Source organism: Enterobacter sp. 120016, from assembly GCF_018383635.1.
In the GTDB taxonomy this organism is placed as follows: Bacteria; Pseudomonadota; Gammaproteobacteria; order Enterobacterales; family Enterobacteriaceae; genus Enterobacter; species Enterobacter asburiae_D.
Map to the genome: position 1 here is coordinate 16,175 of NZ_JAHAWC010000006.1, position 21,808 is coordinate 37,982.

At 55.3% G+C, this 21,808-nt stretch carries 24 protein-coding genes; 13 read left to right on the forward strand and 11 right to left on the reverse strand.

What is annotated here, in order from left to right; genetic code table 11:
* Positions 1 to 50: 50 nt before the first annotated feature.
* The gene (locus KIF87_RS10670) at positions 51 to 839 is read right to left on the reverse strand and encodes a deaminated glutathione amidase (protein ID WP_213328705.1); all 789 of its coding nucleotides are present in this window, start codon (positions 837 to 839) and stop codon (positions 51 to 53) included.
* A gap of 67 nt (positions 840 to 906) precedes the next feature.
* On the opposite strand from KIF87_RS10670, the gene crcB reads away from it, so the two are divergent.
* Positions 907 to 1,290, forward strand: coding sequence for a fluoride efflux transporter CrcB (gene crcB, locus KIF87_RS10675; RefSeq protein ID WP_213328706.1), 384 nt, complete (start codon positions 907 to 909; stop codon positions 1,288 to 1,290).
* A 220-nt stretch (positions 1,291 to 1,510) separates the two neighbouring features.
* Here crcB and cspE read toward each other — a convergent pair whose 3' ends face one another.
* Together cspE and pagP are read right to left on the reverse strand one after the other, a co-directional pair.
* Complete coding sequence (gene cspE / locus KIF87_RS10680) at positions 1,511 to 1,720, reverse strand: transcription antiterminator/RNA stability regulator CspE (protein WP_000034825.1); 210 nt, start codon at positions 1,718 to 1,720, stop codon at positions 1,511 to 1,513.
* Positions 1,721 to 1,910: 190 nt separating this feature from the next.
* On the reverse strand, positions 1,911 to 2,528 hold the full coding sequence (gene pagP, locus KIF87_RS10685) for a lipid IV(A) palmitoyltransferase PagP (protein ID WP_168979849.1): 618 nt from the start codon (positions 2,526 to 2,528) through the stop codon (positions 1,911 to 1,913).
* 393 nt (positions 2,529 to 2,921) lie between these two features.
* Between pagP and dcuC the strand changes: the two genes are divergently transcribed.
* Both dcuC and rna read left to right on the forward strand, forming a co-directional pair.
* Entirely contained in the window at positions 2,922 to 4,289 is a 1,368-nt protein-coding gene (dcuC, locus tag KIF87_RS10690; protein ID WP_213328707.1) for an anaerobic C4-dicarboxylate transporter DcuC, read from the forward strand.
* 130 nt (positions 4,290 to 4,419) lie between these two features.
* Positions 4,420 to 5,193 (forward strand): ribonuclease I, encoded by a 774-nt coding sequence (gene rna, locus KIF87_RS10695; protein WP_502757628.1) that lies wholly within the window; start codon positions 4,420 to 4,422, stop codon positions 5,191 to 5,193.
* Here the strand turns inward: rna and KIF87_RS10700 are convergent.
* Complete coding sequence (locus KIF87_RS10700; protein WP_213328709.1) at positions 5,187 to 5,804, reverse strand: flavin reductase family protein; 618 nt, start codon at positions 5,802 to 5,804, stop codon at positions 5,187 to 5,189. The two genes, rna and KIF87_RS10700, sit on opposite strands and share 7 nt — an antisense overlap.
* 244 nt (positions 5,805 to 6,048) lie before the next feature.
* Between KIF87_RS10700 and rnk the strand changes: the two genes are divergently transcribed.
* The gene (gene rnk, locus KIF87_RS10705) at positions 6,049 to 6,459 is read left to right on the forward strand and encodes a nucleoside diphosphate kinase regulator (protein ID WP_023334880.1); all 411 of its coding nucleotides are present in this window, start codon (positions 6,049 to 6,051) and stop codon (positions 6,457 to 6,459) included.
* 137 nt (positions 6,460 to 6,596) lie between these two features.
* Positions 6,597 to 6,686: a small membrane protein YldA gene (gene yldA, locus KIF87_RS23400; protein ID WP_283771125.1), complete on the forward strand. Its 90-nt coding sequence runs from the start codon at positions 6,597 to 6,599 to the stop codon at positions 6,684 to 6,686.
* Positions 6,687 to 6,694: 8 nt separating this feature from the next.
* On the opposite strand, the gene KIF87_RS10710 is transcribed toward yldA, so the two are convergent.
* The gene (locus KIF87_RS10710) at positions 6,695 to 7,933 is read right to left on the reverse strand and encodes a zinc-dependent alcohol dehydrogenase (protein ID WP_213328710.1); all 1,239 of its coding nucleotides are present in this window, start codon (positions 7,931 to 7,933) and stop codon (positions 6,695 to 6,697) included.
* Positions 7,934 to 8,113: 180 nt separating this feature from the next.
* On the opposite strand from KIF87_RS10710, the gene uspG reads away from it, so the two are divergent.
* The gene (gene uspG / locus KIF87_RS10715) at positions 8,114 to 8,542 is read left to right on the forward strand and encodes a universal stress protein UspG (RefSeq protein WP_023310731.1); all 429 of its coding nucleotides are present in this window, start codon (positions 8,114 to 8,116) and stop codon (positions 8,540 to 8,542) included.
* 60 nt (positions 8,543 to 8,602) lie between these two features.
* Here uspG and ahpF read toward each other — a convergent pair whose 3' ends face one another.
* Together ahpF and ahpC are read right to left on the reverse strand one after the other, a co-directional pair.
* Complete coding sequence (gene ahpF, locus KIF87_RS10720; RefSeq protein ID WP_029740125.1) at positions 8,603 to 10,168, reverse strand: alkyl hydroperoxide reductase subunit F; 1,566 nt, start codon at positions 10,166 to 10,168, stop codon at positions 8,603 to 8,605.
* Positions 10,169 to 10,355: 187 nt separating this feature from the next.
* Positions 10,356 to 10,919 carry an alkyl hydroperoxide reductase subunit C gene (gene ahpC / locus KIF87_RS10725; RefSeq protein ID WP_010428492.1) on the reverse strand — a complete coding sequence of 188 codons (564 nt, stop codon included), beginning with the start codon at positions 10,917 to 10,919 and terminating at the stop codon, positions 10,356 to 10,358.
* Between the two features lie 623 nt (positions 10,920 to 11,542).
* Between ahpC and citR the strand changes: the two genes are divergently transcribed.
* From citR to KIF87_RS10740, 3 genes are all read left to right on the forward strand, one after another.
* Positions 11,543 to 12,442: a DNA-binding transcriptional repressor CitR gene (gene citR / locus KIF87_RS10730; RefSeq protein WP_213328711.1), complete on the forward strand. Its 900-nt coding sequence runs from the start codon at positions 11,543 to 11,545 to the stop codon at positions 12,440 to 12,442.
* Between the two features lie 174 nt (positions 12,443 to 12,616).
* Positions 12,617 to 13,840, forward strand: a complete 1,224-nt coding sequence (locus tag KIF87_RS10735; protein WP_213328712.1) for a phosphoadenosine phosphosulfate reductase — start codon at positions 12,617 to 12,619, stop codon at positions 13,838 to 13,840.
* Positions 13,825 to 14,451 (forward strand): IbrB-like domain-containing protein, encoded by a 627-nt coding sequence (locus tag KIF87_RS10740; protein WP_213328713.1) that lies wholly within the window; start codon positions 13,825 to 13,827, stop codon positions 14,449 to 14,451. Before KIF87_RS10735 ends, KIF87_RS10740 begins: the two co-directional genes overlap by 16 nt.
* Here KIF87_RS10740 and KIF87_RS10745 read toward each other — a convergent pair whose 3' ends face one another.
* Entirely contained in the window at positions 14,452 to 15,612 is a 1,161-nt protein-coding gene (locus tag KIF87_RS10745; RefSeq protein WP_213328714.1) for a pyridoxal phosphate-dependent aminotransferase, read from the reverse strand.
* 117 nt (positions 15,613 to 15,729) lie between these two features.
* On the opposite strand from KIF87_RS10745, the gene KIF87_RS10750 reads away from it, so the two are divergent.
* Genes KIF87_RS10750 through KIF87_RS10760 form a run of 3 tightly spaced genes read left to right on the forward strand, consistent with a single transcriptional unit; the run spans position 15,730 to position 17,569 of the window.
* Positions 15,730 to 16,344 carry a methylthioribulose 1-phosphate dehydratase gene (locus KIF87_RS10750; protein ID WP_061715768.1) on the forward strand — a complete coding sequence of 205 codons (615 nt, stop codon included), beginning with the start codon at positions 15,730 to 15,732 and terminating at the stop codon, positions 16,342 to 16,344.
* Entirely contained in the window at positions 16,341 to 17,030 is a 690-nt protein-coding gene (gene mtnC / locus KIF87_RS10755; protein WP_213328715.1) for an acireductone synthase, read from the forward strand. Before KIF87_RS10750 ends, mtnC begins: the two co-directional genes overlap by 4 nt.
* Positions 17,027 to 17,569 carry a 1,2-dihydroxy-3-keto-5-methylthiopentene dioxygenase gene (locus KIF87_RS10760; protein ID WP_015571163.1) on the forward strand — a complete coding sequence of 181 codons (543 nt, stop codon included), beginning with the start codon at positions 17,027 to 17,029 and terminating at the stop codon, positions 17,567 to 17,569. Before mtnC ends, KIF87_RS10760 begins: the two co-directional genes overlap by 4 nt.
* Positions 17,570 to 17,622: 53 nt before the next feature.
* Here the strand turns inward: KIF87_RS10760 and KIF87_RS10765 are convergent, their stop codons facing one another.
* Positions 17,623 to 18,093, reverse strand: coding sequence for an SRPBCC family protein (locus KIF87_RS10765; protein WP_213328716.1), 471 nt, complete (start codon positions 18,091 to 18,093; stop codon positions 17,623 to 17,625).
* A 43-nt stretch (positions 18,094 to 18,136) separates the two neighbouring features.
* On the reverse strand, positions 18,137 to 19,153 hold the full coding sequence (gene mtnA, locus KIF87_RS10770) for an S-methyl-5-thioribose-1-phosphate isomerase (protein ID WP_213328717.1): 1,017 nt from the start codon (positions 19,151 to 19,153) through the stop codon (positions 18,137 to 18,139).
* A 104-nt stretch (positions 19,154 to 19,257) separates the two neighbouring features.
* Here mtnA and mtnK point away from each other — a divergent pair, with 104 nt between their 5' ends.
* A complete protein-coding gene (gene mtnK / locus KIF87_RS10775; protein WP_213328718.1) occupies positions 19,258 to 20,457 on the forward strand; it encodes an S-methyl-5-thioribose kinase in 1,200 nt (399 codons plus the stop codon).
* A gap of 52 nt (positions 20,458 to 20,509) precedes the next feature.
* Here the strand turns inward: mtnK and KIF87_RS10780 are convergent, their stop codons facing one another.
* Complete coding sequence (locus KIF87_RS10780) at positions 20,510 to 21,751, reverse strand: LVIVD repeat-containing protein (RefSeq protein WP_213328719.1); 1,242 nt, start codon at positions 21,749 to 21,751, stop codon at positions 20,510 to 20,512.
* Between the last annotated feature and the right edge of the window lie 57 nt (positions 21,752 to 21,808).

Here is a 21,808-nt window from a genome sequence, read left to right on the forward strand (position 1 = left end):
ACACAATAGCAATCTGTAACAAGGTGAATCAAGCATTGTTGAAAAAAACATCACAATAATTGCGGTGGCGCAAACCGACGATTGCGAAGAACGGGTAATTGCTGACGCGCAAGCGCAATTCTCTCTAAGTTTATCTCCGCCACCAGCAAATGCGGGGCTTCAGCGGCGGCGGCGATCGTCACCCCCAGCGGATCAACCACCCTGCTTTGCCCGATGTTTTTCGTGCCACATTCCCCTGCGGCAACGACGTAGCAGGTTGTATCCAGCGCGCGCGCCGCAAGCAGCGTTGTCCAGTGGTGCTCTTTTAACGGCCCTCTGACCCACGCGGCAGGCAGTACCAGTACGTCCGCCCCCTGCAGCGCCAGATGGAGCGCCAGCTCGGGAAAACGCAGGTCATAGCACGTCATCAGCCCAATCTTAAATCCGTCAATCTCCAGCAGCGGGGGGATATCGTCTCCGGGATCAACGCGACGCGACTCCTGAATGCTGAACGCATCATAGAGATGAAGCTTGGCGTAGCGTGCGACAATAGCCCCGCCACGAAGAGCCACAAGCGTATTGACTGCTCGACCCGGCGCTGAGGGAACATGGATCGTTAAGATCGTCGTCATCGTATTGCCCGCGCTCTGGGCAAGCAGCTGCTGTAAAAATTCACCGTCCAGCGGCTGCGCGGACTTCACGGATAAATCCGGGTCATTATCATCCCTGGCCAGCAGCGCCTCGGGGAGAACCAGCAGCGACGCGCCTTTCTTCCGGGCCTGCTTCATCAGGTCGACGCACGTGAGCGCATTTTCACGCCAGTCAGGCGTGACCACAAATTGCCCTACCGCAACATACATATTTGTCCCCTCATCATAAACGGCGTTAAACTCGCTTCTCTTACACATCAAATAGCAGGTATTTAGCGTGTTACAACTACTTTTAGCCGTTTTTATTGGTGGGGGAACGGGTAGCGTTGCGCGATGGTTTCTGAGTATGCGGTTTAACCCCCTGCATCAGGCGATTCCCATGGGGACGCTTGCCGCTAACCTGATCGGCGCCTTTATCATCGGCATGGGGCTGGCCTGGTTTAACCGCATGACGCACATCGACCCGATGTGGAAAGTCCTGATTACAACGGGTTTCTGCGGCGGGTTAACCACCTTCTCGACCTTTTCTGCGGAAACGGTTTTTCTCTTTCAGGAAGGCCGTATCGGCTGGGCGCTGATGAATATGGCGACCAATATGTTCGGCTCCTTTGCGATGACGGGGATCGCATTCTGGCTATTTTCTTCCGCAAGCGCGCATTAACAGCCGAACCGTTAATGTTGGCTTAATTTTTCTCTGTCACTCTGGATGCAGTACTGAACGAGGGTGACAGAATGAAAGAGAGTCTGATGAGCGCAGGAATGGTGTTGTTGAGCGTGCTGATCGTTGCCAGCTTCCTGAAAATGTATCTGCTTGGCTGATTCAAAAACAAAAAAAACCCGCTCAGTGAGCGGGTTTTGAAATTCTTGCTGACGCGTCTGAATTACAGAGCGATTACGTTAGCAGCAGAAGGGCCTTTGGCACCGTTAGTGATTTCGAACTCTACACGCTGACCTTCAGCCAGAGTTTTGAAACCATTAGTCTGGATTGCAGAGAAGTGTACGAACACGTCTTTGCTGCCATCTTCAGGAGTAATGAAACCGAATCCTTTGGACTCATTAAACCACTTAACGTTACCTTTAATCTTAGACATCAAAATTACCTTTACATTAAAAAACGACACAAATGCTGTGTCGGTTATCAGTACATCAATTGTGGGACCTTTTGTCCAGCGGATCTTTGATAAAAAGTGACTAAAGTCGCGTTAATTTTCACTGACAGATTTTTATCGCTTATGAATCAACGCCTGCGCGTTTTTTCACCACCATTTCACGTTTTGTCAGTTAAAACTGAAAACGCATCCAGGCGAAGTAAACGTTTCCGTTGTTGTAAGTCCCCGGAATGTAGGTCATCTGGAACGTTGCGGGGCCATAGCCAATAGAGGCCAGCGGCAGCAGCACCGGGATCGGGATGTAGTTCCAGTTGTCACGTGCAGTGACCCCGGCGGTATAGCCCAAACCGACGTGGAAGTTCTCGTCCGCCAGCGGACGCCAGGTTTTCTCCCAACCATACCCCCCAATCGGCTCCCATTTATTAAACGAGTCTTTGAAGGCCATCAGATAGATGCCATGCCAGTTTCCCTTTTCATCCCAGCGAGACTGGCCAAAACCCGCGCCCCACGGACGCTCGTTGTATTTATCGGTTTTCTCTTTGTCATAAGCAAAACGCGCATGCCACGTTATTGCCGGAACATAGAGATCGTAATGTTCAGGTGCCGTCCATGTCTGGGAAACATTATCCGTAAAGGTTGAAAACCAGCCTTTATCCGCCGCGTTGCCTTCTGCCTGTGCAACAGAAGAAAACGTTAACTGCCCAAAAATAAACAACAAAATAGAGAAAAATGTATTACGTACGATCACAATGCAATTACCATTCTTAGTATTCGAGGCAAAGTTTACCATAAAATAGTTGAATCAAGGCTTAACGGCATCGGCGTTATTCCTAATTATTCGGTCTCTTTCCGGGAATATTCTTAAAGAAAGCGAGAGATACATGCAAATAAGCCCACAAGGGGTGTGACTTTTCACATTAAGCCTTGTTAATCAACGGCATGCAAAACCACACAAAACATTAACAATTTGTTATCATTAATGGGACATGTTGCGCTATTTCTGACGGTCAAGGGCCGTATGACATAAATGTATGGGCCATGGCAAAAACACGGTTGTTCTGTTCTCTAGTCGTCTGTTTATTGATTTTAATCAGCAAGAACAGGCCAATTATTCGGCACATTTCATCCTTCTTTTTTTTATTGATTTTTTGTGCTCCATTGCAGCAGAGATACAGGGGAAGTCATGCTTACGTTATTCGAGCTCCTTATTGGCGTCGTCGTCATTGTCGGCGTCGCGCGCTACATCATTAAAGGCTACTCGGCCACGGGCGTATTATTTGTTGGCGGTTTAACACTGCTGATTATCAGCGCAATAATGGGGCACCAGGTGTTACCAGCCAGCGCGACCAGCACCGGTTACACCGCTACAGATATTGTTGAATACATTAAAATATTGCTCATGAGCCGCGGCGGCGATCTGGGCATGATGATCATGATGCTGTGCGGTTTTGCAGCCTACATGACCCACATCGGCGCCAACGACATGGTCGTTAAGCTTGCCTCCAAACCCCTGCAGTACATCAACTCGCCGTATTTGCTGATGGTCGCGGCCTATTTCCTCGCCTGCCTGATGTCGCTGGCCGTTTCGTCGGCTACCGGACTTGGCGTACTGCTCATGGCGACGCTGTTCCCGGTCATGGTGAACGTCGGTATCAGCCGCGGTGCGGCAGCGGCAATTTGCGCGTCTCCGGCAGCCATTATTCTCTCCCCGACCTCTGGCGACGTTGTGCTGGCAGCAAAGGCGGCGGAGATGCCCCTCATTGACTTCGCCTTTAAAACCACGTTACCGATCTCGATTGTTGCCATCGTGGGCATGGGTATCGCGCATTTCTTCTGGCAGCGCTATCTCGACAAGAAAGAAAACATCAGCCATGAAATGATGGACGTGAGTGAAATCACCACCACCGCTCCCGCGTTCTATGCCATTCTGCCGTTCACCCCGATCATCGGGGTGCTGATTTTTGACGGCAAATGGGGTCCACAGCTGCACATCATCACCATTCTGGTCATCTGTATGCTGCTGGCCGCCGTGCTGGAGTTTGTGCGCGGTTTTAACACGCAAAAAGTCTTCTCAGGTCTGGAAGTAGCGTATCGCGGTATGGCGGATGCCTTCGCTGGCGTGGTGATGCTGCTGGTTGCGGCAGGCGTTTTTGCCCAGGGTCTGAGCACAATCGGCTTTATCCAGAGCCTGATTTCTATCGCCACCTCGTTCGGCTCGGCCAGTATTATCCTGATGCTGGTTCTGGTGGTGCTCACCATGCTGGCGGCCATGACCACCGGTTCCGGTAATGCGCCTTTCTACGCTTTCGTTGAGATGATACCGAAACTGGCCCACTCATCCGGTATTAACCCGGCCTATCTCTCCATTCCCATGCTGCAGGCGTCAAACCTGGGCCGTACCATTTCTCCGGTGTCGGGCGTGGTCGTTGCCGTTGCCGGGATGGCGAAAATCTCGCCATTCGAAGTCGTCAAACGCACCTCAGTGCCCGTTATGGTTGGCCTGATTATCGTGATTATCGCCACGGAAGTGCTGGTACCCGGCGCGGCCTAAGCTAAATTAGGGATATCCAAAAAGCGCCTGCGGGCGCTTTTTGTGCTTTAATAACTTCCAGAAATTAATCGTGCTCATTCGATCAGGAAATCATATGTTCAGGAAGGATATCGTCATCCCGTCTGGCGCAATGGCGCTTGCACTCTGTCTCTTCTCCGCACAGGCGGAACCGCTGAAGGCAACACAGTATGGTGATTTCGATCGCTATGTGCTGGCGCTGTCCTGGCAAACCGGGTTTTGCCAGAGCATGGTCGAGCGCAACCGTAATGAACCTGACGAATGTCGCCTGCAAAAAGAGCGCGAGAATAAAGCCGATTTTCTGACCGTTCACGGGCTATGGCCCGGCCTGCCGAAATCTATTGCCGCGCGCGGCGTGGATGAACGTCGATGGATGCGTTTCGGCTGTGCCACACGTCCGATTCCGAACATGCCGGAAGTGAAGGCCAGTCGCAAATGCGATGCCGCCGAAACCGGACTGTCGCTTTCCGCTGCCGCCAAGCTCAACGACGTGATGCCGGGCGCGGGCGGAAACTCCTGCCTGGAACGCTACGAATATGCCAAACATGGCGTCTGCTTTGGTTTCGACCCCGATGCCTATTTCGGCACGATGGTGCGGATGAATCAGGAAGTTAAAAGCAGCGCGGTCGGTAAATTCCTCGCCGACAACTACGGGAAACCCGTCAATCGCAGCGACTTTGACAGTGCCGTTGCCAAAAGCTGGGGCAAGGAGAACATCAAAGCGATCAAGCTGACCTGCAACGGTAATCCGGCGTATCTGACCGAAATGCAGATTTCCCTGAAGGCAGACGCCATTAACAACCCGCTTTCAGCGGCGTCATTTGCACCGCAGCCACATCCGGGTAACTGCGGAAAACAGTTCGTGATTGATAAAGCCGGTTACTGATCTACCGTCGGGCGCACCATATCAAACCGGTTTTCGTCACTGATGCCATAGTACGCCGTCGGCCCACCCGCACGCAGGATGGGCTGCGCTTTTGCCGTCTGGTATATCCCCTCTTCCAGCAGCGTTTCGGCGATATGGATACCGACCACCTCCCCCAATACCAGCCAGGTATCGACCGGCGTGCCGTCGGCACCGGTAAGCTGAATGCACTGCGACAGGCGGCACTCAAAGTTCACCGGGCTTTCTGCGACGCGGGGCGCGTTAACCAACCGGCTTGCCGCTGGCGTTAGCCCGGCGAAGCTAAATTCATCCCGATCGTGGGGAAGCATTGCTGAGGTTTGGTTCATCGCTTGTGCGAGATCGCGCGTCGCCAGGTTCCAGACAAATTCCTTTGTTTCGGTAATATTACGCACGCTGTCCTTCCAGCCGTTGCTGGAAAAGCCGATGATCGGCGGACGATAGTTAAAGCAGTTAAAGAAGCTATACGGCGCGAGGTTCAGCTGACCGGCCTTATCGCATGAGGAGATCCAGCCGATCGGACGTGGACCAATAATGGCGTTCAGCGGATCGTGCGGCAGGCCGTGACCCTTAGACGGTTGGTAGAAGTACATAGTTCTCTCTCGTTGGTGGGCAACGCCCTGGTTCAGGATCTCAGCGTAACGTATTCCTCCCGGAATGAAGACTGAATAAATTTCAGCGAAAATTCATATGGACCATGAATGTGACCTTCATCACTTCAAACTTGGGCGCTCAGCCAGTATCATCGGGAGAGTTAAACCCTCGCTGCCAGACGGCGAGGGTTTTCTTTTGGATCGGTTTCTGCGTGACACGCAGCATTAACGACATGGAGTAAAAATGTCCAGACCTACAATTATCATCAATGAGCTCGACGCAGAACGTATCGACAGATTGCTGGAAAAAGCAGAGTTTGCCTCACTTCCCGTGGCCGACGCCCTGAATGAGGAGCTCGACCGGGCGCAGATGTGCACGCCTGAGTCAATGCCGCATGACGTGGTCACCATGAACAGCCAGGTAAAATTCCGCAACCTGACCACCGGCGAAGAGCTGACCCGCACGCTGGTTTACCCGGCGCAGATGACCGACAGCAGCGCCCAGCTTTCCGTGCTTGCGCCTGTGGGTGCCGCGCTGCTCGGTCTACGCACGGGCGATACCATCCACTGGGAATTGCCGGGCGGCGCCTCTGCCCATCTTGAAGTGCTGGCATTACTGTACCAGCCAGAAGCCGCGGGCGATTACCTGCGTTAACCTCTTCTGAACAAGCGCCTCCGCGTTGCACAGAGGATGCAGCCGCATCCTCTTTCCGCAAATTCACCCCATTTTCCTATATCGCGCAAAGCGGCCTTCATCCACGCTTAATCTGTTTTGGTGCCGCGGGGACGGTCATGAGTGAGATACTGGTTATCACACTTATTTTTCTGATATTTGTGGCGATTATCGTCACGGCCGTGCTCTACCTTGAACGCCACAGGTAAGCGAGCACTCATGCAACCCCACCCGGAAAAGCGTTCACCAGGCCCTTAACTTTCTGCTCTGCGGCCTCGGGCGTTTCTGCTCCGGGGACCAGAATCACCTTCCGGCACTCCTCCTCCCGTTTTTCGAATACCTGATAGGCGCGTTCCGCATCAGCAAGGGGAAGATAATGGGTCACGATCTCTTCCGGCGTAAGCAGCCCTTTTTCGATCAGCGGTAACAGTTCACCCAGCCAGGCATGGACGTGCGTCTGGCCCATCTTAAACGTCAGCCCCTTATCAAAGGCATCGCCAAACAGGAAGCCATGAATAAACCCGGCGTACACGCCGGGTACGCTAACCACCCCACCGCGTCGAACGGCAGCAATGCACTGACGCAACGCTTTGCCGCTGCTGCCTTCAATTTTAAGATTGCTGAGGATCGTTTCGGTGGTGCTGCCTTTCGCTTCGAACCCTACCGCATCAATCACGGCGTCAACGCCGCGCTGGCCAGCGGTCTGCTCGATGATTTTTTCCGCTGCGTCGTTATCATCATCAAAGTTGATGGGGATTGCGCCGTAACGCGCCTCGGCAAAGCGCAAACGGTACGGGTGGTGATCGATAACAAAGATCTGCTCCGCTCCCAGCAGCCGCGCGCAGGCAATGGTCAGTAGCCCCACCGGCCCGGCGCCGAAAACCGCTACGCTTGAGCCTTTTTCAATCTGCGCATTTTTTGCGGCCTGCCAGGCCGTGGGCAAAATATCGGAAAGGAAAAGCGCCTTATCATCGGAAAGGAGTTGTGGGACCTTAAACGGCCCGACGTTGCCTTTTGGCACGCGGACATATTCTGCCTGTCCCCCCGGCACGCCGCCATAGAGATGGCTATAGCCAAACAGCGCGGCCGGCGCGGGGATTTGCTTTTTGTTCAGCGCGGCGCCCTGCCCGGCATTGGTATTCTCACAGGCCGCGTATTGCTGCAGGCGGCAAAAGAAACAGTCCCCGCAGGCGATGACAAAGGGGATCACCACCCGATCCCCTTTTTGCAAATTCTTCACCTCTGCGCCGCACTCGACGATTTCCCCCATAAACTCATGGCCAAAAATGTCGCCGTGCTGCACCTTCGGGATCTTTCCGCGATAGAGATGCAAATCGGAGCCGCAGATCGCCGTGGCCGTGACGCGCAGAATGATATCGTCGGGCTGTTCGATGATGGGATCGGGGACATTCTCGACGCGAACATGGTGCGGACCGTGATACGTAAGTGCTTTCATGCGACCTCCGAAAGGTTCCAGGTAAGTGTATAAGGGTAGCTACCCCTCAAGGTCTGCCCCGGAATACGGGGCTTTTGAGATTTATCCTGGCGAGATAAGAAAACTGACGGAGCGCTTACAGAAACCATTTATATTTTATGGTTAAATGAGTTCAGCGTTTATAAACAAGGAGAAACGGGTATGTATCAGAGAATCATTATGCCGGTTGATGTTTTTGAGATGGAGCTGAGCGACAAGGCCGTTCGCCATGCGGAGTTCCTGGCGCAGCAGGACGGAGTCATCCATCTGCTGCACGTCCTGCCGGGCTCCGCCAGCCTGAGCCTTCACCGCTTTGCCGCCGACGTGCGTCGCTTCGAGGAGCATTTGCAGCATGAAGCGGAAACCCGTCTGCAAACCATGGTCAGCCACTTCAGCATCGACCCTTCACGGATCAAAACGCACGTCAGATTCGGCAGCGTACGCGATGCGGTAAACGAACTGGCGAACGAGCTGAAAGCAGACGTGGTGGTCATCGGTTCGCGCAACCCTTCCATTACCACGCATCTGCTGGGCTCTAACGCCTCCAGCGTGATCCGCCACACCCACATACCGGTGATGGTCGTAAGATAAAAAAAGAGGCCACCTTTCGGTGGCCTCTCGCTATTGCAGGTGTAGCCTTACTTTCTTCTATTATGCGGTTTTGGTGCGGATCAGATAGTCAAACGAACTCAGAGACGCCTTCGCACCTTCGCCCGTGGCGATGATGATCTGTTTGTACGGCACGGTGGTGCAGTCGCCTGCCGCAAACACGCCCTTCACGCTGGTTTCACATTTCGCATCGATGATGATTTCGCCCATGCGGTTGCGCTCAATCGCGCCTTCCAGCCAGGTGGTGTTTGGCAGCAGACCAATCTGCACGAAGATCCCTGACAGCTGAACACTGTGCACGTCGCCGCTCACGCGGTCGCGGTATTCCAGGCCGGTCACTTTGCTGCCGTCGCCCTTCACTTCCGTGGTCTGCGCGTTCAGGACGATATCGACGTTTTTCAGGCTGCGAACTTTATCCTGCAGAACCTGGTCAGCCTTCATCTCTGGCGCGAACTCCAGAAGCGTAACGTGTTCAACAATCCCCGCCAGGTCGATAGCCGCTTCCACGCCGGAGTTGCCGCCGCCGATCACCGCCACGCGTTTGCCTTTAAACAGCGGGCCGTCGCAGTGCGGACAGTAGGTCACGCCTTTGGTACGGTACTGATCTTCACCCGGTACGTTCATGTTGCGCCATTTCGCGCCGGTGGCAATGATAATGCTGCGCGCTTTCAGCACCGCGCCGGACGCGGTTTCAATCTGGTGTAAACCACCCTCGACCGCTGCCGGAACCAGCCTGCTGGCGCTCTGGCTGTCGATCACGTCCACGTCGTAGTCGCTGACGTGCGCCTTCAGCGCCCCCGCCAGCTTCTGGCCTTCGGTCTTCGGCACGGAGATGTAGTTTTCGATGTCTACGGTATCCAGCACCTGGCCGCCGAAGCGTTCGCCCATCAGGCCGGTACGAATACCTTTACGCGCGGAGTACACCGCTGCCGCCGCACCCGCAGGGCCAGAACCGACGATCAGCACGTCGTAGGCATCGCGTTTGTTCAGCTCTTCCGCCGCACGCTTTTCTGCGCCGGTATCCACTTTGGCAACGATTTCGGTCAGCGTCATGCGGCCCTGGCCGAACTCTTTACCGTTCATGTAGACCGCCGGAACGCCCATCACGTTGCGATCGGTGATTTCATTCTGGAAGGTACCGCCGTCAATCGCCGTGTGCTTAATGCGCGGGTTCAGGACCGACATCAGGTTCAGCGCCTGCACCACGTCCGGGCAGTTGTGGCAGGAGAGCGAGTAATAGGTTTCAAACTCGAAATCACCGTCGATATCGCGGATCTGCTCCAGCAGCGCCTGCGCTTCTTTTGACGGATGCCCCCCGGTCCACAGCAGCGCCAGCACCAGTGAGGTAAATTCGTGACCAAGCGGAGAGCCAGCAAAGCGCGGCCCCTGGTCGGAGCCTGGGTTGGTAATCAGGAAAGAGGGCTTACGGACCGGCAGCGCGTTGTCTTCTTTGAAGGTCACTTTCGGAGACAGTTCGGCGATCTCCGCCAGCAGTTCTTTGATTTCTGCCGATTTGGCGCTGTCGTCAAGCGTAGCAATCAGCTCAACGGGTTTGGTCAGTTTCTCAAGGTAGGCCTTGAGCTGGGTTTTCATATTTGTGTCGAGCATTGTTCTTCCCTCTCTTAAGACGTCATCATGCAAGCTGCCTTATACGGGCGGCCTGAATGCAACTTGCATCATGGTGCTGGAATGAAATGGGCGCGGGTGCGCCCATTGATTGCCGGGTGGCACTTCGTTTACCCGGCCTACGATACGGTAGGCCTGTGCAAGCGCAGCGCCGCCAGGCTTTACAGACTTAGATCTTGCCGACCAGATCCAGAGATGGAGCCAGCGTCGCTTCGCCTTCTTTCCATTTCGCCGGGCACACTTCGCCTGGGTGAGAAGCCACGTACTGAGCGGCTTTCACTTTACGCAGCAGGTCAGAAGCATCACGGCCGATACCTTCAGCGGTAACTTCGATAGCCTGGATAATGCCCTGCGGGTCAACAACGAAGGTGGCGCGGTCAGCCAGGCCTTCATCTTCACGCATATTTTCGAAGTTACGGGTCAGGGCGCCAGTCGGGTCACCGATCATCGCGTATTTGATTTTCGCGATGGTTTCAGAGCTGCCGTGCCATGCTTTGTGGGTGAAGTGGGTGTCGGTAGAGACAGAGTAAACGTCTACGCCCAGCTTCTGCAGTTCGTCGTAGTGGTCTGCCACGTCGCCCAGTTCAGTCGGGCAAACGAAGGTAAAGTCAGCCGGATAGAAGAAGAAGACGCTCCAGCGGCCTTCGGTATCTTTCTCGGTAACTTCGATGAACTCACCGTTTTTGAACGCCTGGTTTTTGAAAGGTTTAATTTTGGTATTAATCAAAGACATCTGTACTTCCTCCGTGTTTTCGTTGAGATGTAAGGTAACCAACTTTATTCATCGGGGCTAATGCGTATGCTTTATCAAATCAATCAGCCAAACCTTACAACGTCGACAAGACAACAAGGTGAACCTTTTACAGGAAAGCCTGAAAGTAAAAAGGCCGCCTCAACGGGCGGCCCTGATACCTGAATTCCCCGCAGGTAGATTCAGTGCCAGCCGAAGCTGGCGTTGCGTTGCGCTCTACAACCCTTTATATCAAGGCGGTAACAGCCGTTTGATTACACCACCCGTGCAGGGATTGAGCAATCCATAAGAGCGGCATTCCTGCCTATAGCTGCGATAGGTTGTGTCAAACATCATTCCGGAGCGTTATAAATTTATTTTTATTATAAAACTATCGCAATATATAAATGACAATTGTCATTTAAAGCGTTCATTCCCTCTTCTAAGATAAAATTATCTTAATCACCTTTGAAGCGCTATTTCAATAATCTGACGTCGTGATATATTAAGAACAGTTTAATTTAAAATTAAGAGAGTTAACCGAAAGGATTGTAAATGGTTAACTTCAAACTATAGTTATCAGTGATGTGATAACCACAGCAAACACGGCATCCTCAGGACGAAACATGGCAAACCTCTACGACCTTAAAAAATTCGATCTTAATCTGTTAGTCATTTTCGAGTGCATTTACCAACATCTTAGTATCAGTAAAGCCGCCGAGACGCTGTATATCACCCCCTCTGCCGTGAGCCAGTCGCTGCAACGCCTGCGAGGACAACTCAACGATCCTCTGTTTATCCGTTCCGGTAAAGGGATCACGCCCACGACCGTCGGCGTCAATCTGCATCATCATCTGGAACAGAACCTGAACCAGCTTGAGCAGACCATCAATATGATGCACAGCAGCGGGTTGAAGAAGAATTTTGTCATTTACTGCCCGCAGTTTATGAGCACCAAAACGATGCTTGAGCCAATGAAATTGCTCATGAACAAGTATAATTATTCAGTTGAATTACATGATGTTTTTCTCGCCCCTGATTCCGCAGAAGATCTCCTGGCTTACCGAAAGGCCGACCTGATATTTTCTTTTGCCTCCTCCAACAGCCGCTCTATCGCCTGCAGTCTGTTTCATAAACTTCCGTTTGTTCTCGTTTGTCGGGAGGATCATCCCCGCATGAGCGGAAAACCGACGCGTGAAGAGATTCTGAATGAAAACTTCACCGCCTACCTGAGCGATGAGAACAGCGTCAAAGACTACCAGGAAAAAGCCGAGAGCCTGTTAACAGAAAGAAATATCGTTTATCGAAGCGACTCTTTTATCTCCCTTCTGTCGGTGATCAGTTCATCCGACCTCATAGGGTTAGCGCCCACACCGGCCTTTGAACAATATGGTCCAGCGCTTAACCTGCGCAAAGTGGAGACAGACATTCAATTTCCCAGTATTGATATTTACATGATGTATAATCGCTCCGCGCTAAATAGCTCAGCATTCGCGAGTTTTATTGAAGAAATAACTTTACCGTGAGATGTTAGCGTGGTTCTCGCACAGAGTGGGAGCCACCTTTTCCAGAAACATACACCATCGTTATAGAAACATTCAGCATAAACTTTATACACCTCATAAATTATTGACTGATATAATTCTCACTCTAGTATTGACACCAACGTCTGGTATTTATTCCTCAGGATGAGAATAAGCATGTCAATTTATAAATACCCCTTAAACCAGGATGTTCTTACTGCGGCGAGGGAACGTATTAAATGGACTCTCGAAAACTTACCCAGGACCTGTGTCTCTTTTTCAGGAGGTAAAGACTCCACCGTCATGCTGCATCTGGTTGCCAGGCAGGCGCGGCTGATGAAAACCAAAATAGATGTCCTCTTTATCGACTGGGAAGCGCAGTTTTCCCATACCATCACCCATGTTGAGCATATGCGCGAGTTGTACAGCGATGTTATCGGCCATTTCTGGTGGGTAGCGCTTCCCCTCACCACGCAAAATTCCCTGTCGCAATTCCAGCCGGAATGGCAATGCTGGGAACCCGGCACCCGATGGGTCCGCCAGCCTCCTGACGATGCGATAACCGATCCCGCTTTTTTTCCCTTCTACCAGCCCGGCATGACGTTTGAAACCTTTGTCCGCAGCTTCTCCGACTGGTTCTCTCACAATCGCCCGGCGGCGGTGATGATTGGCATCCGCGCCGATGAGTCTTACAACCGTTTTCTGGCTATCGCGTCGGCGCGTAAGCAGCGGTTTGCCGATGATAAGCCCTGGACAACCATCGCACCGGGGGGGCATGCCTGGTATGTTTATCCCCTCTACGACTGGAAAACTGCCGATATCTGGACCTGGTTCGCCAAATCGGGATGTTGCTATAACCCGCTCTATGACCTGATGTTCCAGGCCGGCGTGCCGCCCCGCTATATGCGTATTTGCGAGCCCTTTGGCCCGGAGCAACGCCAGGGGCTATGGCTCTACCACGTTGTTGAGCCCGATCGCTGGGCGGCCATGTGCGAGCGCGTGAGCGGCGTGCGCAGCGGGGGGATTTACGCCGGGCACGATAACCATTTTTACGGCCACCGGAAAATCCTGAAACCCGAACACCTCTGCTGGCGCGAATATGCCATGCTGCTCCTCGACAGCATGCCGCAAAATACCGCTGAGCATTACCGCAATAAAATCGCCATTTATCTGCACTGGTATCAGAAGAGAGGCATAGAGGATATTCCCGATACGCAGGACGGCGATATCGGCGCCAAAGACATTCCCTCCTGGCGCCGTATTTGTAAGGTTATCCTTAATAACGACTACTGGTGCAGAGCGCTATCGTTCAGCCCAAATAAACCCAAACATTATCAACGCTACAGCGACAGAGTGAAGGCGAAACGCAAGGAGTGGGGCATATTATGCGACAAAGACTAATTACCGAGATGGAAACGTACCTTCAGTCACTTCCCGAAGAGGATCGCATTAATGCCATAAATGCTTTTCGCGAAGCGATCCATAAAAACAGTCCTTTTCGTGAGCAACCGATCGACTGTGTCCTCTGGATCAGACAGGACGCTATTACCGCTAACGACTACAACCCCAATAACGTTGCCCCACCAGAAAAACGGCTGCTCAGTAAGTCGCTGGAACTCGATGGATTCACCCAACCTATCGTTGTGACAGAAAGTGAACCGCAGCACTACGAAATTGTGGATGGTTTTCACCGTCATGAAATCGGTAAAAATCGGGCGGCGCTGAAGCATCAGCTCAAGGGGTATCTCCCCATCACCTGCCTGCGTCAGGACCGGCAGGATAAACATGACCGTATGGCCGCAACCATTCGTCACAACCGGGCGCGGGGCCGGCACCAGATTAACGCCATGTCGGAGATCGTTCGCGAGCTGGTGCAGCTTGGCTGGAACGACGAGAGAATAAGCAAGGAGCTGGGAATGGACGGGGATGAAGTCTTGCGCCTCAAGCAAATCAACGGTCTGCTGGAGCTGTTTGCAGACCGCCGCTACTCAGAAGCCTGGACGGTAAAATAATCAGAGCGTGTTGAGACGCTCTGCCGCCGCCAGCAGCGTCGATTCCTGCTTCGCAAAACAAAGACGGATCAGCTTATGCGGGAAGGGATCGGCGCAGAATACCGACAGCGGAATGGCGGCCACGCCCACCTCTTTCGTGAGCCACTGGCAGAAGCTGACGTCGTCGAGATCGGAAATCGCGCTGTAGTCGGCCAGCAGGAAGTAGGTCCCTTCACAGGGTAAAATCTCCAGGCGGCTTTTGCTCAGCGCGTTCACAAACAGATCCCGGCGTTTTCGATAGAAGTCCGGCAGCTCGCGGTAGTGCTCCGGCTCGGCGCGCAGCATATCCGCCAGCGCCAGCTGGGCAGGCGTGTTCACCGCAAAGGTCAGGTACTGGTGCACTTTACGCAGCTCGGCGCTGATAGCGGCCGGGGCCACGCAGTAGCCCACTTTCCAGCCGGTCATATGGTAGGTCTTACCAAATGACGAGACGGCGATGGCGCGCTCGCGAAGCTGCGGATGGGCCAGCACGCTGGCGTGCCCCTCTTCTGCAAAGCAGATGTGCTCGTAGACTTCATCGCTCAGCACGTAGATCTCACGTTCGGCAATCGCCTGCCACAGCGCGGCGAAATCGGCTTTCTGCCACACCGTCGCCGACGGATTGTGCGGCGTATTCAGGATCACCAGGCGGGTTTTGTCGCTCAGCAGCGCAGCAAATGCCTGCCAGTCAGGACGGAAATGCGGCGGCTGTAACGCCACGCGTTTCACCACGCCGCCGGAGAGTTCAACCGCAGGCGCATAGCTGTCGTAGCTCGGGTCAAAGCAGATGACCTCATCGCCCGTGCGCACCAGCGCGGTGATGGCCGCATACAGCGCTTCGGTCGCTCCTGCCGTCACCGTGATCTCGCTGTTCGCATCTGGCTTATGGCCATACAGCTCCGCCGTTTTATCCGCAATGGCTTCACGCAGCGCCTGCACGCCCGTCATCGGCGCGTACTGATTCGCCCCCTGCGCCACGTGGTACGCCAGACGCTCCTGCAGATAGGTCGGGCCGTCGAAATCCGGGAACCCCTGGGAAAGGTTAATGGCGTTGTGCTGCTGCGCCAGGGCGCTCATCTGCGTAAAGATGGTGGTCCCGAGATTGGGAAGCTTACTCTGCGGAATCAATGCGTTATTGCTCATTGTGTCGTGCCTGCTTGTAATACTTATGTTGCTGCCACTATAACACGATGTTAGTCTTTGGCAATCAAGACGCTTAGACGTCTATACCATATAAATATTCCCGGCCGCGAGGGTAAAATGACAGACAACCTGCAACTCACACATCTGGTCGACGCCTGCCGCTGGATTGGCGCCAAAGGCTGGGCCCCCGCCACCGGCGGCAACATGTCGGTGCGTCAGGACGAACGCCTGTGCTGGCTCAGCGAGTCCGGCAAGGACAAAGGCAGCCTGACGACGGAGGATTTTCTGCAGGTGGAGATCGCCACCAACCGCGCGCCCTCTGGCCGCAGGCCGTCGGCGGAGACCGGATTGCACACCCTTATCTATCGTCTGTTCCCGGAGGCCAACGCCGTCCTGCACGTGCATACCGTCAACGCCACGGTGCTGTCGCGTCTGGTCAAAGAAGCCGAGCTCAACATCAGCGGCTTTGAAATGCAAAAATCCCTCACCGGGCAGACCACGCATCTGGATACGGTGGCTATCCCGGTTTTTGATAACGACCAGGACATCGACGCCCTCGCCTCCCGAATCGCCCATTACGCGCAGGAACGCCCGCTTAATTATGGTTTTCTTCTTCGCGGTCATGGCTTAACCTGCTGGGGACGCGATGTGGCCGAGGCCCGCCGTCATCTGGAAGGATTAGAATTCTTATTTGAATGCGAAATGCGTTTACGACAACTGGAGAGAGTATGATTCGCGCGATTGTGACGGATATTGAAGGCACCACCAGCGATATCCGTTTTGTCCATGATGTTTTGTTCCCCTACGCGCGTGAGCGGCTGGCGGCCTTCGTGACCGCGCAGCAGTACGCCGAGCCGGTCAAATCCATTCTGGACAACCTGCGTGATGAAATCGGCCACCCGCACGCCAGCCTCAGCGAGCTTATCGACGCCCTGTTTGCCTTTATGGATGAAGACCGCAAATCCACGGCGCTCAAAGCCCTGCAGGGAATCATCTGGCATGACGGCTACGTGAACGGCGACTTTACCGGCCACCTCTACCCGGACGTGCTGCCTGCGCTGGAAAAGTGGAAAGCGCAAGGAATTGATCTCTATGTTTATTCCTCAGGCTCCGTCGCCGCGCAGAAACTGTTATTTGGCTACAGCGACGAAGGTGATATTACTCATCTGTTCAGCGGCTATTTTGATACCCACATCGGCGCCAAGCGCGAGGTGCAGTCTTATCAAAACATTGCGGCGCAAACGGGCATCGCCCCGTCGCAGATCCTGTTCCTCTCCGATATCCATCAGGAGCTGGACGCGGCTGAACAGGCAGGTTGTCGCACCCTGCAGCTGATTCGCGGCGATGATGACGGCGCAAGCCATCACCACCAGGTTCACCAGTTTGACGAGATTAATCCGGAGCAGATCCCTTCATGAGCGCATTGACCATTTATTCCGATAAAGACGCCAGTCAACACCAGTGGCACAGCACCGACGCCGCCGAGATCGCCCAGCAGCTCAACGCTAAAGGCGTGCGGTTTGAACGCTGGGCTGCGGATCGCGATTTAGGACACGATCCCGCGCCCGAAGCCGTGATCGAAGCGTATCAACATGCGATTGACAAGCTGGTGGCGGAGAAAGGCTATCAGAGCTGGGACGTGATCAGCCTGCGCGCCGACAACCCGCAGAAAGAGGCGCTGCGCGCGAAGTTCCTGAACGAACACACCCACGGCGAAGACGAAGTGCGCTTTTTCGTGGAAGGCGCGGGGCTGTTCTGCCTGCACATTGGCGATGAGGTGTATCAGGTGCTGTGCGAGAAAAACGACCTGATTTCCGTTCCCGCGGGCACACCGCACTGGTTTGATATGGGCTCAGAGCCGAACTTTACCGCCATTCGTATTTTCGATAACCCGGAAGGCTGGGTGGCGCAGTTTACGGGCGATGCGATCGCGGATGCATATCCAAGGCTGGCATGATCTTTTCTCCCTCTCCCTGTGGGAGAGGGCCGGGGTGAGGGCATCAGCGCGCACTACGCGTTAAGCCCTTTTGCATACGCCACCAGTTGATCCACCACAACCCCCCACCCTTCGTGGAAGCCCATCTGCTCATGCTGCTCGCGGATTTCCTTCGTCGGATGGCGCGCTATCGCCGTGTAGCGGGTTTTGCCCTCGCCTACGTCTTCCAGCAGCAGGATCGCCGTCATAAACGGTTTCTCCGCTGGTTTCCAGCCTTCCTCGTAACCGTCGGTAAAAACCAGCTTTTTACCGGGATCGATTTCAAGAAAAATCCCCCGGTTATCCATCCGCTGCCCGTCCACATCAAACACGGTGTTAAAGCGCCCGCCTACGCGCAGGTCGAGGTCGCATTCGATCACCTTATGGGGAGCAGGAATGAAGAAATTTTTGATGTGTTCCGGCGTAGTCCAGCAGAGCCACAGCAGGTCGCGCGGTGCGTCCACCACGCGCTCCAGTTTTAAGTCTGTTTCAGGATCGAGCGTCACGATGTTGTCCTCTCAGGGGAACCCCTTACAAGGATAGCCGGACTCAGGCGAATTTCCCGTTTGCCACCGCTTCCGGCGTGACCATGCCCGTATCCAGCACCCAGCCGCTAATCAGCGAGGCAGGCGTAACGTCAAACGCCGGGTTATAGACCTGCGCATTTTCCGGCGCCCACTGCACCGCGCCAAAGCTTCCGGCTACGCCCGTCACCTCGCTGGCGGCGCGCTGTTCAATCGGGATCGCGTCACCGTTCGGGCAGTCCGGATCGAGGGTCGTTTGCGGCGCGGCAACGTAGAACGGAATGCCGTGGAATTTCGCCAGCACCGCCAGAGAATAGGTGCCGATCTTATTCGCCACGTCGCCGTTGGCGGCAATACGATCTGCGCCCACCCACACGGCGTCCACTTTCCCTTTCGCCATCAGGCTGGCGGCCATGGAGTCGGTAATCAGCTTGTACGGCACGCCCAGCTCGCCAAGCTCCCACGCGGTCAGTCTACCGCCCTGCAGCAGCGGACGGGTTTCATCCACCCAGACGCAGCTGACGTTGCCGTCCTGATGCGCGCGGGCAATCACGCCCAATGCGGTGCCAACGCCCGCCGTTGCCAGCCCGCCGGTGTTGCAGTGGGTCAGCAGGCGGCTGCCGGGCTTAACCAGCGCGCTGCCGGCTTTCGCAATCGCGTCGCAAAGCCGTTTGTCTTCGTCAATCAGCCGCAGCGCTTCGGCAACCAGCGCCGGAACATAATCTTCCTGCCACAGCGCAATCTTCATGCGGTCGAGATTGTTCATCAGGTTCACCGCCGTCGGGCGGGAGGCGCGCAGGGTTTCCAGCGCCGCCGCCAGCTCGTCGCGGCTTTTGCCGTTTTCCGCCAGCAGCGCCAGCAGCAGGCTTGCAGAGAGACCAATCAGCGGCGCGCCGCGCACCCGCAGGGCATGAATGTGCCCAACCAGCGCCTCTACGGTCGAGGCATCCAGCCAACGTTTCTCCTGCGGAAGCGCCTGCTGGTCGAGAATAAAGAGCTGATTATTCGCCACCCGCAGGCTGGTCGTCTGTAATGTCTGCATGTCGTTAATTCCCTGTTGCGTTGTTGTAGCACATTGTGTCAGGATGAAATCCAGATGTATAGACGTCTACATGTCTTTATTAGCAAACCCGTGAGGAACAGGCCATGTCGCAATACCGTACCTTTACCGCTCAGGACGCCGTGGAATATGCCAGGCAGTTTGGCGGCCTTGATGACCCATCATCGCTGGTGGAGGCGCAGGAGGTAGGCGACGGCAACCTCAATCTGGTCTTTAAAATTTTCGACAGCGCGGGCGTGAGCCGCATCATCGTCAAGCAGGCGCTGCCCTACGTGCGCTGCGTCGGGGAGTCCTGGCCGCTGACGCTGGACCGCGCCCGCCTTGAGGCGCAAACGCTGGTCGAGCACTACCGGCACAGCCCGCAGCACACCGTAAAAATCCACCACTTCGACCCGGAACTGGCGGTAATGGTGATGGAAGATCTCTCCAGCCATCGCATCTGGCGCGGCGAGCTGATCAGCAATATTTACTACCCGCAGGCGGCGCAGCAGCTGGGCGAATACCTCGCACACGCGCTGTTCCACACCAGCGACTTCTACCTGCACCCGCACGAGAAAAAAGCGCAGGTGGCGAAATTCATCAACCCGGAGATGTGCGAGATCACCGAGGATCTGTTCTTCAACGATCCGTACCAGATCCACGAGCGCAACAGCTACCCGGCCGAGCTGGAAAATGACGTAGCGGCCCTGCGCGACGATGCCCAGCTAAAAATTGCCGTGGCCTCCCTGAAGCACCGTTTCTTTTCTCAGGCTGAAGCCCTGCTGCACGGCGATATTCACAGCGGGTCGATTTTTGTGGCCGACGGCAGCCTGAAGGCCATCGACGCCGAGTTCGGCTATTTCGGGCCGATAGGTTTTGATATTGGTACCGCCATCGGCAACCTGCTGCTGAACTTCTGCGGCCTGCCGGGGCACCTGGGCATTCGCGATGCCGCCGCCGCGCGCGAGCAGCGCCTGAGCGATATTCAGGAGCTGTGGAACACCTTCGCGGAACGCTTCCAGGCGCTGGCAAACGAGAAAGCCCGCGACGCCGCGCTCGGCGCACCGGGCTATGCCTCCGCGTTCCTGAAAAAGGTCTGGCATGACGCCATCGGGTTCTGCGGCACCGAGCTCATTCGCCGCAGCGTTGGGCTTTCCCACGTCGCGGATATCGACACCATTCAGGATGAAGCCATGCGCCACGAATGCCTGCGCCACGCGATAACGCTCGGTAAAGCGCTGATTGTCATTGCCGACCGCATCGACAGCGCGGAAGAGCTGGTGGCACGAGTGCGGCAGTACAGCTGATTTTCTCCCTCTCCCTGTGGGAGAGGGCCGGGGTGAGGGCATCAAACTGCACTTACCCCAAATACTCAATCACCGATAACCCGCCGTTATAATCCGTGCTGTAAATAATCCCCTGCGCATCCACAAACACGTCGCACGACTGGATCACCCGCGGGCGATTTGGCCGCGTATCCATCATCCTCTCCGGCGCCGCGGGCACCAGCGCCCCCGTTTCCACCGGGCGATACGGATTGGAAATGTCGTACGCGCGCACGCCCGCGTTCTGATACGTTGCAAAAATCAGCGTCGAGCTGACGAAGCTTCCCGGCCGGTTCTCATGCAGGTTGTGCGGGCCGAAATGCGCCCCTTTCGCCACGTAGTCGGTTTCACCCGGCTGCGGGAAGGTCGAGATGCTCACCGGGTTCGACGGCTCGCGGATATCAAACAGCCAGATGAGCTTCTCGCCGTCTTCCTGATTGTCCAGCACCGCTTCGTCCAGCACCACCAGCAGGTCGCGGTCCGGCAGCGGCAGCGCGGTGTGCGTCCCTCCGCCAAACGGCGGGCTCCAGTTGCGGTGGCTAATGAGCTTCGGCCGGGTGCGGTCCTTCACGTCCAGCAGCGTCAGGCCGCCGTCGCGCCAGCTGCCGTAGGCGGTGTCGCCCGCGATAATCGCGTGGTGCAGCGCGTAGCGTTTCCCTTCCGGCCAGTTCGGCTTCTCCCCTTCCGCCTGGTTCATCCCCGGCAGCCACCAGCGCCCCGCCACTTCAGGCTTACGCGGGTCCGCAAGATCGATGGTCAGGAAGATATAGTCGGTAAAGCCGTCAATAAGCGCCGACACGTAGGCCCAGCGGCCACCGACGTACCAGATGCGGTGAATGCCGATGCCGCTCAGCGACAGAAAGCCGATTTCGCGCGGCCTGTCCGGCGTGGAGATATCAAACACGCGCAGCCCGGCGCTCCAGCCTTTGTCCTTCACGTCGCTGACGGTCTCCCCCACCTGGCGGGTGTAGTAGACCTTCTCGTCGGCAAAGCGGGCATCGGCAAACAGATCCCGGGCGTTAATCACCAGCAGCAGGTCGTCATGCGCCTGCAGGTGCACGTTCCAGGTGCCGGGCGGCGCGGGCACGTAGCCTGCCGTTTTTGGGTTCTTCGGGTCGCGCACGTCGACAATCGAAAAGCCCTGCGACACCATATGGCCGATATAGGCGAAACCGCGATGCACCATCAGCTGCACGCCGTCCGGACGACCACCCTGGTCGCTATGGCCAATCAGCCGCATATTGCGGCTGTATTCTGGAGGGGGTAAAGAAGTCACCTTGAACTCCTGTTGGTTTTCTCCCTCTCCCTGTGGGAGAGGGCCGGGGTGAGGGCA